Annotated in this window: 13 protein-coding genes and 4 pseudogenes; 14 read left to right on the top strand and 3 right to left on the bottom strand. The window is 32.5% G+C overall.

The genetic code is table 11. The features are described from left to right. Positions 1-12 precede the first annotated feature (12 nt). The 14 genes and pseudogenes from ABH959_RS28750 (at position 13) to ABH959_RS28690 (ending at position 10,556) form a co-directional block, all read left to right on the top strand. Positions 13-1,050 (top strand): Gfo/Idh/MocA family protein, encoded by a 1,038-nt coding sequence (locus ABH959_RS28750; protein WP_426952374.1) that lies wholly within the window; start codon positions 13-15, stop codon positions 1,048-1,050. Continuing rightward, positions 1,051-2,019, top strand: a complete 969-nt coding sequence (locus tag ABH959_RS28745; protein WP_002069434.1) for a sugar phosphate isomerase/epimerase family protein — start codon at positions 1,051-1,053, stop codon at positions 2,017-2,019. Between the two features lie 261 nt (positions 2,020-2,280). Continuing rightward, a complete protein-coding gene (locus ABH959_RS28740; RefSeq protein ID WP_016096929.1) occupies positions 2,281-2,568 on the top strand; it encodes a hypothetical protein in 288 nt (95 codons plus the stop codon). Positions 2,569-3,004: 436 nt separating this feature from the next. Further along, entirely contained in the window at positions 3,005-3,268 is a 264-nt protein-coding gene (locus ABH959_RS28735; RefSeq protein ID WP_016096927.1) for a hypothetical protein, read from the top strand. 101 nt (positions 3,269-3,369) lie between these two features. Then, positions 3,370-3,492 (top strand): hypothetical protein, encoded by a 123-nt coding sequence (locus ABH959_RS28730; RefSeq protein ID WP_002069431.1) that lies wholly within the window; start codon positions 3,370-3,372, stop codon positions 3,490-3,492. A gap of 267 nt (positions 3,493-3,759) precedes the next feature. Then, positions 3,760-4,044, top strand: coding sequence for a hypothetical protein (locus ABH959_RS28725; RefSeq protein ID WP_002068899.1), 285 nt, complete (start codon positions 3,760-3,762; stop codon positions 4,042-4,044). 67 nt (positions 4,045-4,111) lie between these two features. Next, positions 4,112-4,303: a hypothetical protein gene (locus ABH959_RS28720; RefSeq protein WP_002068896.1), complete on the top strand. Its 192-nt coding sequence runs from the start codon at positions 4,112-4,114 to the stop codon at positions 4,301-4,303. Beyond that, a pseudogene (locus tag ABH959_RS29450) lies at positions 4,258-4,380 on the top strand (Rad52/Rad22 family DNA repair protein); the annotation flags it as partial. The gene ABH959_RS28720 and the pseudogene ABH959_RS29450, both read left to right, overlap by 46 nt. A 168-nt stretch (positions 4,381-4,548) precedes the next feature. Continuing rightward, a pseudogene (locus ABH959_RS28715) lies at positions 4,549-5,019 on the top strand (DNA polymerase III subunit beta); the annotation flags it as partial. Positions 5,020-5,154: 135 nt separating this feature from the next. Then, a pseudogene (locus ABH959_RS28710) lies at positions 5,155-5,460 on the top strand (ThiF family adenylyltransferase); the annotation flags it as partial. A gap of 19 nt (positions 5,461-5,479) precedes the next feature. After that, entirely contained in the window at positions 5,480-5,851 is a 372-nt protein-coding gene (locus tag ABH959_RS28705) for a hypothetical protein (RefSeq protein ID WP_016096922.1), read from the top strand. 21 nt (positions 5,852-5,872) lie between these two features. After that, positions 5,873-6,259: a nucleotidyltransferase domain-containing protein gene (locus ABH959_RS28700; protein ID WP_201055024.1), complete on the top strand. Its 387-nt coding sequence runs from the start codon at positions 5,873-5,875 to the stop codon at positions 6,257-6,259. Beyond that, positions 6,246-6,665, top strand: a complete 420-nt coding sequence (locus tag ABH959_RS28695; RefSeq protein ID WP_404493518.1) for a HEPN domain-containing protein — start codon at positions 6,246-6,248, stop codon at positions 6,663-6,665. The genes ABH959_RS28700 and ABH959_RS28695 overlap by 14 nt, the downstream gene beginning before the upstream one ends. A 504-nt stretch (positions 6,666-7,169) precedes the next feature. Beyond that, positions 7,170-10,556 carry an SIR2 family NAD-dependent protein deacylase gene (locus ABH959_RS28690; RefSeq protein WP_404493516.1) on the top strand — a complete coding sequence of 1,129 codons (3,387 nt, stop codon included), beginning with the start codon at positions 7,170-7,172 and terminating at the stop codon, positions 10,554-10,556. Between the two features lie 23 nt (positions 10,557-10,579). On the opposite strand, the pseudogene ABH959_RS28685 reads toward ABH959_RS28690, so the two are convergent. The 3 genes and pseudogenes from ABH959_RS28685 to ABH959_RS28675 all read right to left on the bottom strand — a co-directional run bounded on the left by ABH959_RS28685 (position 10,580) and on the right by ABH959_RS28675 (position 14,473). Beyond that, positions 10,580-11,539: pseudogene (locus tag ABH959_RS28685) on the bottom strand (tyrosine-type recombinase/integrase). Positions 11,540-11,679: 140 nt separating this feature from the next. Further along, positions 11,680-11,823: a hypothetical protein gene (locus ABH959_RS28680; RefSeq protein WP_404493514.1), complete on the bottom strand. Its 144-nt coding sequence runs from the start codon at positions 11,821-11,823 to the stop codon at positions 11,680-11,682. A 940-nt stretch (positions 11,824-12,763) separates the two neighbouring features. After that, positions 12,764-14,473 carry a hypothetical protein gene (locus ABH959_RS28675; RefSeq protein WP_404493512.1) on the bottom strand — a complete coding sequence of 570 codons (1,710 nt, stop codon included), beginning with the start codon at positions 14,471-14,473 and terminating at the stop codon, positions 12,764-12,766. Between the last annotated feature and the right edge of the window lie 938 nt (positions 14,474-15,411).

Raw genomic sequence — 15,411 nt, 5'->3', positions numbered from 1 at the left:
AAAGGTGAAGACATGAAGAAACTACGCATTGGAATAATAGGGGCCGGAGGAATTGCACAAGGTCGCCATATCCCTGCATTTGTAAAATTACATCAATATTGTACGATTACGGCTATACATGATAGAAACATAGAACACGCAAAACAAATCGCTGAAACATATAACATTCCTTATGTATTTGAAACGTATGAAGAAGTCTTTAAAGAAGTTGATGCTGTTTGTATTTGTACACCTAATAAGTTTCATGCTGAGATTTCTATCGCAGCATTACAAGCAGGGAAACATGTATTATGCGAAAAACCGATGGCTTTAGCAGCGGCAGAATGCGAAAAAATGATAGAATCTGCAAAAAACAACGGTAAAAAACTTGCTATCGCTTATCATTATCGTTACATGAAAGAGTCGCAAGTTGCAAAACAAATGATGATAGGTGAGATTGGCACACCTCTTGTTGTTCGTGTAAAAGCACTCCGTCGCCGAAAAGTACCAGGCTGGGGCGTTTTCACAAATAAAGAATTACAAGGCGGAGGAAGTTTAATAGATTACGGTTGCCATCTTCTTGATTTAGCACTTTGGTTAATTGGAAATCCAAAACAAACAGAAGTCATTGGTAGTGTCTATAATGCCGTTAGTAAGCAACCAAATCAAGTAAATATGTGGGGAGAATATGATTATAAAACGTTTCAAGTTGATGATCATGTTACCGCATATATAAAGTTTGAAAATGGGACATCATTGTTATTTGAAACTTCTTGGGCAGCAAATATTAAAAATGATGAAGAACATGTGAGTATCTCCGGAGTAAACGGTGGAATAAATGTTTTTCCAATTGAGTTATATACAACAAAACATAATATGATATTAAATAGTGAACCGGTTTGGATAGCAAATAACGGCGATCCTGGAATTTTGCAAGCAGAAAACTTTGTAAAAGCTTGCTTATACGATGAAGAATTAATTGTAAAGCCTGAGGAATCGCTGCAAGTATCGCAAATTATTGATGCAATTTACGAAAGTAGTAACACACATGCAGAAGGGACGGGAAGATAAATGAAATTAGGAGTATTTACAACACTTTTCTCTCACATGGAATTTGAAGAAATGCTTGATTATGTACAAGCAGCCGGTTTGCATGCAGTAGAAATTGGTACAGGTTGTTATCCTGGAGGTTCGCACTGTAACTTAGATGTATTATTAGAAAGTGAACAAGCCAGAAGCGTATATATAGAACATGTACAAAAAAGAGACTTAATCATTAGCGCTTTTAGTTGTCACGGAAATCCATTATCCCCAGATGCTGCTTTTGCAACAGAATCTCATGAAACATTGTTAAAAACCATTCAACTAGCTTCACTACTAGACGTACCTGTTGTGAATTGTTTTTCAGGCGTAGCAGGTGACCATGAAAGCGCAAAATACCCGAATTGGCCTGTTGCACCATGGCCAAATGAATACAATGATATTTTAAAATGGCAATGGGAAGAAAAGCTCATTCCTTATTGGAAACAAGTTGGTGAATTTGCCAAAGAACATGGTGTGAAAATTGGTTTAGAACTTCACGGTGGTTTCTTAGTACATACGCCATATACATTACTAAAACTACGTGAAGAAACATGCAATGCGATAGGTGCTAACTTAGACCCTAGTCATTTATGGTGGCAAGGAATTGACCCTGTCGCTGCTATTAAGTTATTAATGAAAGAAAATGCAATTTATCACTTTCATGCAAAAGACACTTACATCGATCAAGATAATGTAAATATGTATGGTTTAACAGACATGCAGCCCTACGGTAAACTGAAAACAAGAGCTTGGACATTCCGTTCTGTTGGCTGTGGTCATAGCTTAGAAGAATGGTCGCAGATGATGAGTGCACTTCGTACATATGGATATGATTATGTTGTAAGTATCGAACACGAAGATCCACTCATGTCTATTCAAGAGGGATTTAAACGTGCCACAAAAAATCTTCAATCTATTTTAATTGAAGAAAACCCTTCACAGATGTGGTGGGTGTAACTTCGTTTAAAAAAGAAATAAGTAACATTTTTTTCAGAGAAGCCATTCGTAAAAGAATATTAGCTTCTCTTTTTTTAAAAGAAACGTTTAAAAAAGGACGAAATATTCAAAAATAAATTGCGAAAACTAATTATCCTGTATCTACCTCTATACAAAGTATGGATTTTACGAAATAATATTGTTTGATGCCTGTTTCAACAATAATAATATATACAGATGTAGTTATTGTTGAAATAGAATATATAAGAAAGGAGTAATACATTGCTACGTATACAAAGAGGGTACATGTACAATCCAGATGATAATAAGGTAATTGTTAATGAAATTTTCTACGATGCTACATCAGAACAAAAGCTAGGAAGCAAAATGGGTGTGTTCGATGCGGTTAAACTACCTACTGCTATTTTTCAAAAGGTCCAAGAAACTGAAAGTATGTCCTACATGGAGACTGTTGAAGTTGAAGCAGAAACCATTAAAGAAATACTTTGTTATTTAGACCAACATCAAAAGCCAGAAAAACTATATTTTGAAATGCAGTATATGAAGTAACACCAAGAAATGAAAATAAGAGGGGATTTATAGCAGGGGAAACAGGGGCATTATTATACAATACATATAGCATCTGCATAATAAATTCCTTCTTATCTTCATTTCATTAAAAACAATTGAATATAATATAAAAATAGTTTAATATAAATTTATATTTATTGTTTAATTGATTCCGTTTATTCCCACACCTTATGTGTTGTGGTTGAGTTGTAGAAGCAAGTTGTGTTCTTGTTTCAATTATGAAAGGGCTTCTTTGAGCCGATTAGTGTATATATAGCTTATTTTACTATGCACATTTTAATCGACTTGAAGAAGCCCTTTTTGTGTTGTCTTTAAGTTAGGAAGAACATGTAAATAGACCTTCGGGGCTAATAATATGCTAAATGAAAAAGCACTTATCTTGTGCTTTTTTTGTTTAATTAAGAGGAGAGATAATATGAAATTTTACAAGATAGGAAGTTCAAAAGAGTTTATGAGAGTAATTTATGCTCGAAATTCATATGAGGCAGCTGGGGACTATTTATTAGAAACAAATCACAATTGTACAGACTTAAATGAGTTATTCATTCAAATAACGGGCCTCTCAGAGCATATTCAGGTTCTGTACAATGGTTATCCTGTTACTAAATCTTTACAAGAAATCTCTAAAGAGAAGCGCTTTACAACATGTCCTTGTACTGTAGTAGAGATACTAAACTAAGCAAGAATGAGAAGGCTAGATATTTAGGTATTATAACTAAAAAATACTGTGAAGAAATAGCACATGATTTGTGATTTTTTTATTTGGAAAAGGAGATATTTATGATGAAACATGAACATGCAATTACATTAGATGAACTAGCATTATCACTAGGGGAACTTATATTAACCTTTCAAAATAAAGAAATCACCGAACCCATTAAAAGTCGTTTCCTGCACACTTAGGTGTACAATTTTCTTATAAAAAAGAATCGCAGGAATTCTATTTCTATTATGGAGAAAAACACTTACCAGGTCTTTATCGACTCTTACTATTGTTAAAGATTTTTGAATTTGACAGCAAAGAAAGAGATTAATTTCTAATTTATAGTAAACTAGATAAAGAATGGAATATAAAAATTAAGAACTAGAGTATTTATATACGTAAGATACTTGTTGCAATGCTAAAAGCACAAGGGATTAGAATGTGAAACTTGAGAGGAGTACTTTAATATGATTACAGTTAACCGAGGATATATGTATGATCCAGATGATAATGAGGTCTTAATTACCGAAATTTATTATGAGGCTGCTACAAATACTAAATTAGGAAGTAAAATGGATAGCTTATCTTACGCAGTTATTCCTAATGAAATTAAAGAAAAAATAGAAGCAGCTGCTTCATTATCCTATATGGAAAGCATTGAGATGTCTCAACAATTAGCTGTCGTATATCAAAATGAAATTAACATGTATGGAAAACCTGGAAAATTGTACTTTGAGTTAAAGAATATATAAGAGGGAAAAAGACATTGGACGAATTTGTTCAATGTCTTTTTTATTAAGCTGCAGAGGAGCATATATAATGAATGTTGTAACTGAAATTGAAACGAGTCTTTGGACAATTTGTGTAGGGGATGTTTTTAGCAATGGCCGTATGCCGTACCATCTAAAAGTTGTAAACATTGAAGTAGAAGATATGACGAAACCAGACGATGCGAAGATATTAGCCATGGGGATGAGGAACAGCTTAATCGCTGGTTATCTACCTATATAACTGGCGATATCACGTCTTTTAGAGAATGGTTACTTCATGGTCATGCAGAAGCCATTCATCAACTCATAGCAAAGTAAAAAAAATAACAAAGTGCGTAAAGCTTTGTTTTATAGCAGGGAAACGAATGAACAGGATATGAAGTCTGTTCTTTTTTTATTACTTTTTTGGAGGGTAAAATTATGAAATTTACTATTAACCGTACTTTATTTATCGAAAAATTAGAGAAAGCTAATGCTACTGTAGACGTTAAAACAGCTCTTAAGCTCTTTAATCGTGAAACAAATTTACAATTAAAGCTCATTAGTGATACACAGCTGTTAATACGTGGCGAAAGTATTATCTATCAGCCTAGATTACTAGCTGGTACATATCCTGATACGGCACGTATGGTGCCCGGCCAGTTCAAAATTAAAAACACGTTGGAACAGCTTTCTGCCTTTTCTTCACTAATCGTGCTTACGTCAGAAGGAAAGGAAAGCATTCACCTTAAACCACAAAATTCTCAAGTAGGTACTGCAAGTGTAGAAATTCCATGTAATCAAGTAGAGGCATTTACATTGGCTTGTAATGTGGAATATCTGCTGCAAGCACTACAAACGATATCTTCTGAAAAAATCGCGATAAAAATGATTAGTAATCAGAGACCTATTGTGGTAGTGGGAGCAGAGGATACAATTCATTCTAATTTGCAGTTAATCCTACCGGTTCGTGTGTAAGGGGGCATTCAAATGATTATGAATCACAGTGACTTCTTTGACTTATTACAGTCAAAAGAAGCCCTTCCTAATAATCAAGAGCTTCGTCAATCCTTTGAATTGCTTATCAACGGATTTATTGCAAACGAAATGCCTGATTTAGAAAACAGTGGTTATAACGGACACGCAGTATGTGGAGTTAAATTGAATGGCGAGGTCATTCTTTCACCGCTTGGCGATTTATTTCCAGATGCTTTTACGAAAAAAGAAACGGCTCCAAGTCAATTAAGTTGTTCCGAATTAGCTGCTTCAGAACCACAGCGCGTTATTACAAATAAGTTCGCTGCCATGACTGTTGCACAATTCGTCAACGAACTCTTTGATGAAGGTACTGTATCGAATCACTATATCATTTTCCAAGCTCAAAAAGCGTTTATGAAAGCTGCACCAATTGAGGAGTAATGATATAGGAGGGGACAAGATGAGAGTGTATCAATTAGATTCCACTCAATTACAACACACTTTAACACCAACAAACATGTGTAATGGTGTTCTACGATACTATCAATATAAGAATTATGCGGTTGTATGTGTACTTAATTTATCAAAGCATAATACTGAAATGATTCCATTGCTTCTGGCTTGTATAGCAGAGGCTCTGATTCATTTCAATCCGGATTCTTTTTTAGCGAAGGATGAATCTAGCATCTTATATTGGTGGAGAAAGAACTTCAAAGGATTTCATAGTATCTCTGACGATGGATTCTTACAAGATTTTAAGCAGATATACGACTGTTATCAGGAATTGCAGAACGTTGGGAAACAAGAGATCAATATAAAAATAACTATGTAATAGCAAGGAGAATAGAAACCCATGTATAATATACTTAAACGTCATTATAATTACATTATCCGAGGGGTGATTCGGATTAACGAAGAAGTACAAAGGGAATTGAACCTATTAGTGCAAAAGATTCGTGAAACTGTGTCTTCTGTCCAAAAAATCATCCTTTTTGGCTCTCATGCATATGGTACACCAAATGAAGACAGTGATTTTGATCTCTGTATTGTTGTGGAAGGTGTAGGAGAAAGAAAAAGGGAAGTCATTAATCGTATCAATTGGGGGATTTACGATGTAATGGAAACGCCAGTTGATATTTTAGTGTATGGGCCAGAAGAGTTTCAAGAACGTGCTAGCCGTACCGTAACTATGGAACATAAGATTGCACTAGAAGGGAAGGTCCTATATGAGAAATACTGAGGATCTAAAAGAGTGGGTATTTATTGCAAAATCCGATTTAGATTCTGCTAGGTACTTAACTCACATGAAACCTTTCCCTACTGCAATTATTTGCTATCATAGTCAACAATGTGTGGAGAAACTTCTAAAAGGATTTCTTGCACTAAACGGTAGACCAGTCCCTAAAACTCATAACCTTTTAATGCTGCACAAATTTTGTCGTAGATTAAATGAGGAGTTCTCATTGATTTTAGAACAATGCGTGCAGCTGAATGGTTATGCTACAGACATTCGTTATCCGTATTTCGAAGCCCTTACCGTTCAAGATGGGTTAATGGCTATACAACATGCTCAAAAAGTAATGAGTTTTTATATGGAAAAGTTAAACAAGCTGAATATAAATTTAAATGAAATTATAATAGATTAAAAATAGAAGATATACATAAAAGAGAGTGCCTGTAGTGTGAGGGACTCTCTTTTTCTATCTAAAAATATAATGATGGATAATTATCAAGAAATTAAAGAGGAAATGAAAAAATCCCCCCTAAAATTACTTGCACAATTGAAAAGTTTCTATTCTTATTTATTTTAAGATGAATTCACTCTTATCTTAATTTATTACTCTGAAACATACTCAACTGCTTCTTTAAAATAACGTATCATAAATTATTTAAGTCCTTAAATAGCAACACTATATGTAAATGTCAAATCAAATAGACAAGGCTTTTACCAAGTCGTATTATAAAATAAAACACTTCCTTACAATTTTTCCTTATTAAGAAAGGTGATTAGAAATTGAGTACTAAAAATATTGATCAGTTTTTTTAAAGAAAGCTTATCTCTTTATCCTCATCTCAAAGTAATACGAGATAATTTATGGTCAAAAGATAGGAAAAGTCGCGTTTCTGTAATGATTGGTGCAGGCTTTAGTATGAATGCAAGAAAAATAGAGAGTAGTTTTTCTGGAATGGCTCTATGGGATGATTTAAGAGAAAAATTAGCTATTAATCTAAGCCATCACCCAGATGTTATGTATAAAGATGTTCTTGAGGTTGGACAATTATACGTAGACGAATATGGCAGAACTAGTTTAGATGAAATTCTAAAAGATGCTATACCAGATGATAATTATGAACCAGATTTATTACATCAAAAATTACTAAATCTTCCATGGTCAGATGTTTTTACTACTAATTATGATACTTTATTAGAGCGTACCAAGAAAAATGTATATGAACGTAATTATCAAATAATTTATGATATTAATGATATTCCACGTTCCACTGCCCCAAGAATAATTAAGTTACACGGTAGCTTTCCGTCTAATCGACCTTTTATATTTACTAAAAATGATTATGATAGTTATCCGGAAAAGTTTAGTCCTTTTGTTAATATGGTACAACAATCTATTATGGAGACAACCTTTGTTTTATTAGGATTCTCCGGCGATGACCCAAATTTTGAAAAATGGACTACATGGGTTAGAAACAATTTAGGTGAGCAAATGCCTAAAATTTATATGATTGGATACGGGCAAAAACATCGTCAAGGTGAGCTACGCTCAAAAGGTATTACATTAATTGATTTTAAGGATATTTACTCGTCTGAAAAAGAACCTTATCACGCTATGTTTACAGATATATTCGAATTTTTAGCTTACAAAGAAAGAAAAGAGAAGACGCAATGGCCACATCAAAGTTATGTTAAAAATCAATTAAGCTTAGAAACTTTAGAGTATAATAGAAAAACTTATCCTGGATGGGCAGTTATACCGAATGAAATACGCCGTACTCATGCATTTTATATAAGGTTATTTTCCAGAGAAAAAATCGATGAAATATCCGATTTAACTATTAATGAACAGATAAACTATATAAATGAAATATTATGGTGTTTTGAAAAATTTTATATTCCATTAGATCCTTTCCAACAAGAAAAATTTAAAAATTTAATTAAGGAATCAGGACAAAATTCAAATGAAAAACATGCGACTATTTTGTTTTTTTTATTAAAAGAAGCGCGATTAGATTGTAACAAAAAAGAATTTGAAGAATATAGAGAGTTACTTAGCGAATTACCACTTGACCTATTGCAAAGACATCAACTTACTTACGAGCAAATATTATTTAACTTAGCTTTAAATAATGTTAATCACGTTCTCAATTATTTAAATCACTGGGACGTTGGTGAAAAGGAAATTGAATGGGGAATTAAAAAATCTGCTATTCTAATGAGGATTGGGGAAAAAACAGCAGCAAAAACAAATTTTGAAAAGTACCTCCAAACAATTAGAGGATTATTGGCTATCCAAAGTGATGATTACAGATTGCTTTCTTTAGAAAGTGTAGCCTTAAATATACTACAAAGAATAAATAACAAATGGGATTATGGCTATGATAGATTAAGAAATTTAAGTTCTAAGAATTGCAATACAAGTAGAGAATTTAATCAAGCTTTAACAACACTAAAAGTATATGAAAATAAACTTGGTACTACAGAAATACAGGGTTTTGATCCAGGGAACTATACTATCTCTACAAAGTACGGGGATTATATTACAAATGAAATTTTGGATTCTTTTGCTGTTTTACAGATTCATGAAATGTTCGAAACACCTATCACTAAAGAAGATAGATCACAATATACGCTAGCTTTAACAAATTTAAAAATATTATACCCGCTCTATTGCCAAGTTAAACAAATATATTATGCAGATACCAAGGAAATTTATAACATTTTTTCTAGGGAATTTGTTTATCACTTAAATAATAATAATTTAGAATTTCTTCTAGAAATGTTGGAAGAAACAATTTCACATGAATCAAATTCTATAATTGATGTTGATATAGCATTGGAAATAATTTCACGGATATACTTTGCCTTACCCTCAAATAGAAAATTAGATATAGATTTAAAAGTTATTAACTTTATGAATAACAAAATAAATTATATACAGTGCCATAAGTTCTTAAAGAATTTCACAAGAAGAGCACTATTTGATAAAAATCAAAATGAGAAAAAAATATTTTATGAACAATTAATAGAAACAGATATACATAGTCAATGGCACCCAGATAAATATATATATACAAGCAATTTCTTTGATCCATTCCTAGTTGACGTGACTAATCAAAAAAATATTTCTAACTTAAAAGTATCAGAAAATACAATATTAAAAATGTTAAATCAATTAGCGAATCATGAGGATCAAAGTATACAAGAGGGGGCATTAATTAGAATGACCTTCCTTCAAAGAACAGGTAGTCTAACTGCAACAAGTCAAAGTATATTTATTGAACTTCTCCAAAGACTCCCAAATAATAGACGTCTAGGAAAGAGTGATTTCATCAATGAAGAAATTTTCAATGAGATTATAAATTCAAGTTTAAGACTTAGTGAAGAAAAAATATCAATTTTTCTTGATAATGAAATTCCTATCTTTTATGATCATGTTGATCAAAGCTATTTTAATACTACTGCATTTTATAGTTACTTTAATAGACTATGTTATGCATTCCCAAGCTACAAAGACTCCCATACTCTTAACGCTGAATTATATATAAAATGGCTTAGTAAAGTTTATGTATATTGGGAATCCCAAAGAGAGGGGCTACTTAGAAGTATAAATAAGGAACCCGATGCTTTAGGTGCGACAGATTATTTGAAAAAGTTAGTTTCATTTTTGGAAAAAAACTTTTTAGGAGTTATCCCTATTACGTCTTTAAGAGATGCAGATTATGCGAAATTAAAAAGTATTTTTAAAGAAATGGATAAAAAAAGGCCAGATCTATCTTTACTTTTAGTCCCTTGTTTAGAAAGGCTTAATATCAATACTGGGTACAAACTGGAAAATATAGTGAACAATTTAAAATCAAAAGATGTCGAAAAGGTTAGGGGCACAGCAAATACACTTTATAATTATTTAATTTTGATAGAATATCAAGACTTAATGGTTGATAAAGAATTGATAAAAGATGCTTTGCTTAATATATTTTATTATGGGACAGAAGACATCTTTACAATAGCTGTAGATACCTTGCGTGATTGCATGGAAAATATACCTAATGTTTTTTCGGAAAATGAATGTCTTATGTTAATTAATTTTTATAACGACTATTTAAAAACTATCACTTCAGAAACAGTAAATATTTCGGATTTAAAAGACTTTTCACAAATTTCTAGTTTTGCGGGTCTAGTTGCTTATACATATAAATATCACAACGCTCTTTCCCAAGAAGCTTTAAAAGAATGGAAAAGCTATATTAGTAGTCATAAGCTACCTGAAGTCAGAAAATATAGTGATGTCTTTTCTTCTTAAAATCAATACATGAAAAAAACACCTTATACGGTGTTTTTTTTCATGTATTGACAATACCGTTTCAAGGATATCTTAGTTTTGAACCCCACTCTGCTTACCAACTCATCTTCAGTTAAACCTTGCTTAATAAGACGGAGAATAAATGTGTTCCTCATCTGCTGCGCAGAAATACGTCTATTTAATTCTGCTCGTTTCACTTCAAGTCGTATCATTTTTTGTATAGCAACCTCAGACAATGCCTTTGGTGCATCGATTTCGTATACCCATCGGTATGTTCCCCGATTAAAGTCAAATGCAACAAAGAAGGGATTATCTGTATACTGCCGATGCCTTACTGGTTCCGGAATCATTTTATAATATTTATATAGTTGTTTTGTATCCTCTCCCGTTAAAGAGATAGATCTAGTCATACCATTTTCCACTGGAACAATTAAAGTATTACTAGCAAACTGCATATGGCTCATATTAAGCGATATAGGCTCTTGTAAAGACAAACCGTAGTTTACTATTAAATTGATTATACAAGCGTTTCTATCCATGATTAGGGGGCGATATTTAGCTTGTCTTTCTGTTAACCCCTTTGTTGATAATACAGTTTGTTTTAGACGCTTTTCTTCCGCTTCAGTAATAAAATCATTGTCATTTAGTGATTGATCCGGAATTAAAGAGAGATGAATATCATTTAATGGACTAATTATCCCTAAAAACATGTGAAATTTCTTTAAAACAATCCATATTCTGTGCCTTGTTTTGAGGGAATATTTACACTTGTTTTCTAACTCAGAGAAATAATCCTGATAATCTTTTTCAGATAGATTACTCCATGATTTGATATGAAAAAGTATCTCATTTACTTCTAACCATCTATAAAAATCTTTAATATCATATGCATAACGTTAGATCGTAGAATATTTTCGGCCTTTTTCATTTAAATAAGCAAAAAAATCTTCTAAGGTTTTCTCTAAGCTAATTGTCTTGTTCATTATAATCACCTAATTTCTTTGGGGATATTATAACAAAAAATAGGTGAAAGACCTGCTACCGCCCTTTGCTACGCACGGTTGCTGGCATATCAAAAACGCAAACGGACAAACAACCCTTTGCATTTTTGATATGTTGATTATTATTTACAAAGCCAAATGAATAAGGCTATCATAATACTCCAAAAAGGGAGTACAAGTAATAATCCCCAAAAAACCCCTTTAAAAAATCTAACTTCGTTATATTCATTCATTGCTATATTAGTTGTATTCTTTAGTACGACCATGTTTAATCCTCCAATTATTAATTGATTATAAAATGAAAAAAGGACAAACCTCGTCCTGGTAGGGATACGTAGGTTTGTCCTTTTGTATGTGGGTAATGATATGTTTAATTACCATTATTATAACTTAATTAACAAATATTTTCAATTAGGTCAGACTTCTTATTAACAATCATACTAGTAATAATAAAATCTATTATAAATATATATCTTATATATTAAAAAGAAATAAAGATAAAACTTTTATAGGTTATCAAAAATAGGGAAAAGACCTACTCCTACAAGGGATAATTTGATGTTAGAACGTAAAAAATCATAAATAGTAGAAAATGTATCCGTAGATTCAACGATTGTTAGACTTTCAATTCTACAAAAAAGCAGAAAGAAAATCATATGTTTCTACATGAAATCGGAAAGAAATTGATACAAATCATATTATATTTATTCAACCATGGAAATTGGGCTTATTTTCTTTATTTTGGTAAATGGAGCAGTATGTAGCGTCCAATTATCCACAATTTGTTCAGATAATGTAGCTATTTGTTAACATTACTCAGTGTTTACACATAACTCACATTATTATTGATGATTTTTATTAGATAAATGCAACGACACTAGTATTTTCAAGGATATTGGGGAAATATTATTCACATTTGATCATATTTGTCCTCATATCCACTATTTTTATAAATATCTTTCTGATTTTTTGTAGATATAAAATCGGATGTTTTACTACACGTGAAGAATATTCAATGTGTAGTGTGGAGATTCTTCTATAGGTAGAAGAGGATTTGTATAGATATGTATAAAAAAAGACTCCATTTTACATGAAGTTCTTCTGATGTGGTATTTATAAATAGAGTAGTAGAAAAGGGGTGTTAATGAAACAAATACGAATAGCCCTCTACTTTCGATTTTTTCAAAAATAGAGAGCTTGTTGCTATTATTTTATTTCCATTGCGGTTAGCACCTGATCTGGAGCTGTTATTGTTACACCAGCACGTACTAAACGTTCGAAGGTACGCATAAACTCTAGTAAATTAAACTGCTTTGGCAGCTCAATAACACGAAGTTTTTCTTGTGGCAGCTTATCAATTGCCTCGATAAACCATTCACGTACATCACTTGGAATCGTACGTTCTTTATGGCCACGAACTTTTAATTTTTCACGCATTTCAATTTCTAAAGCGATATATGTATGGAGATTCACTCCCTGATCATATGCATATTTTCTAAATAACGTTTCTTCCTGGTATTTTAGATAATTACGGTGATAAGACTCTTCCGTCACTGGTACCGCAAACTTCTGCTTCAGTAGTGCATGCACATTTTTAAACATCTTCTTAATGTTGCGAAGAGAGTACATGGAATAATGTAGACCAAAATTAAAGACAGCTTGTTCACGGTCACTATTTCTCTCTTTTGGTACATGTTGCGCAATAAGAGGGTAGATGCCTTCTTTCGCCGCAGTATCAAGAATTTGATATTGAGATGTTTGATGTAATAGTTTTTTCAATGTATATACAATTTTAGTTGGATATCCTTCTTTTCGGTCAACCATGTCACGAAGTCCACGAATTACACTGCGAATTTGACGATGACAAGTATACTTTAATACATGAATGAATTTATTCATGTCTGCAGACAGTTCGCCGATATGCATCTCTTGTAAGACTGCTTCGATAAATTTGGCTTTACGAGCATAGGTAGCTTTTGGAGTAAATGGATCCCTGTGCTGCTCTTCTCCAGATTCTTTCGTACATAAGAAGTCCGAATGGATAGATAGATATAATGTTGTATATCGTTTTGTATGCTTTACACCTTTTTGCATTTTGCAAATTTTGAATAGGGGATTACCCGTACATGGTAATGCAGTTGTTAATTCTTCGATAACCGCACGGATCTGGTGCGGATATTTTTTATGTAAGAAACGATACATCCCGCCAAAGTGAGTTATGTTGCCTCTTTCGTCCTGCTTGTCCAAAGAACGCTTTAACGTTGTTTCTGTATGTTGTTGCATAGCAATGTCTAAGAATAGTTTCTTAGCTGCTACAGATAGCTTAAAGAAAGCCTTTGTAAATACAACAGGACTAATATATACGTACGGATTTGCTTTTTCTGTTTCCTCATTCATAAAATGAGTGAGTTTGATTGTATATCGGCCATCTACGCCATTTTCGATAGAGATTATGTTATGTATACTTAATTTCTTTAGAGCAATATAGAACTGAGAATGCTGGATGTATGCAAATTCTTCTTTATATTGCTTGTAATCTTCCCACATCATATGTATCGTTACATTTGGAATGACACCATTAGTAAAGCATTTTTTATGTAGATATAAGAACACTTCAAGATCTGCATTCGTAATACCATATAACTTATGTTTTCTTCCTGTTTTTTCTGCAAGTGCAGACATTGCTCGACGTGAAAAAGATGGTTTCGCTTGTTCGACAAAGCCTTCTACATCCGCAATACGTTCTTCGTATGTCATGTGCTGCAGAATATCTTCTAAATATGTATCTTTATAGCTGTAGTACTTCTCCTCAAATGTTGCAACAAACTTCTGCCAAGATTTTAGTGTAACTAAAACAGCATTTGTTGTTTTTCCATTTAAGCTACGCTGATTTTGAATAATAAATGATTTCCCCATCTTTTTCACCTCCGTTCTGCAAATTCAGAAATATATGTCAAAATACTATAAAATATACCAATTTTGATTATAGCAAATCGAAAATTGGCGAAAGGTGCTCCTTTAAGAAGAAAGATAGCAACTTGCAACAGCTTATAAAGCTAGGTGTATCAAGGGATATGAGAATTCTATTAATTTTTTTTGTGTTAAGGATACCGCAAACGTGTTGCAAGTTGAATTATATGTATAAGAATAAGTAAAAAGTCATCTCCCCACTTGATATATAAGGGATTAGATTGAAAATGACAAAAAAGTTAGGGTAAGGATACCGCAAACGTGTTGCAAGTTAAGAAGTACGCTTATTAATCATGAAATATAACGATTATCGTTGATGTGATAGGTTTAATTAGATTTGTATGGATTACGATAGGGTGAGGATACCGCAAACAGTGTTGCATCTTATGCGAAAAATAAGGGTAAGGATACCGCAAACGTGTTGCAAGTTGAATTATATGTATAAGAATAAGTAAAAGCACCTAATTCCTTGATATATAAGGGATTCGATTAAAAAAGACAAAAAAGTTAGGGTAAGGATACCGCAAACATGTTGCATTTTATTTGAGTAACTTGTTGTAAATATAAAAAAATCACTCAAAAATTTAAAAATAGAACGATTTTTTGTGTAATGTATTAGGTTGAGAAAAAAATATACTGTTGCAAGTTAGACGAAATAGGGTAAGGATACCGCAAACATGTTGCAAGTTGTAGAGTAAAGGAAAGAAAAGCGCAAAAGGAATGCAAGTAAAGAGGAATAGGGAAAAGAAAGAGCAAACATGTTGCAAGTTGAAGAGGAAAGGAAAGAAAAGCGCAAAAGGAATGCAAGCAAAGAGGAATAGGGAAAAGAAAGAGCAAACGTGTTGCAAGTTGAAGAGGAAAGGAAAGAAAAGCGCAAAAGGAAT

This window comes from Bacillus sp. RC51, assembly GCF_044908115.1.
GTDB lineage: Bacteria > Bacillota > Bacilli > Bacillales > Bacillaceae_G > Bacillus_A > Bacillus_A mycoides.
The sequence above is the reverse complement of the archived record's forward strand: the minus strand, read 5'-3'. Positions and strand labels throughout refer to the sequence as shown.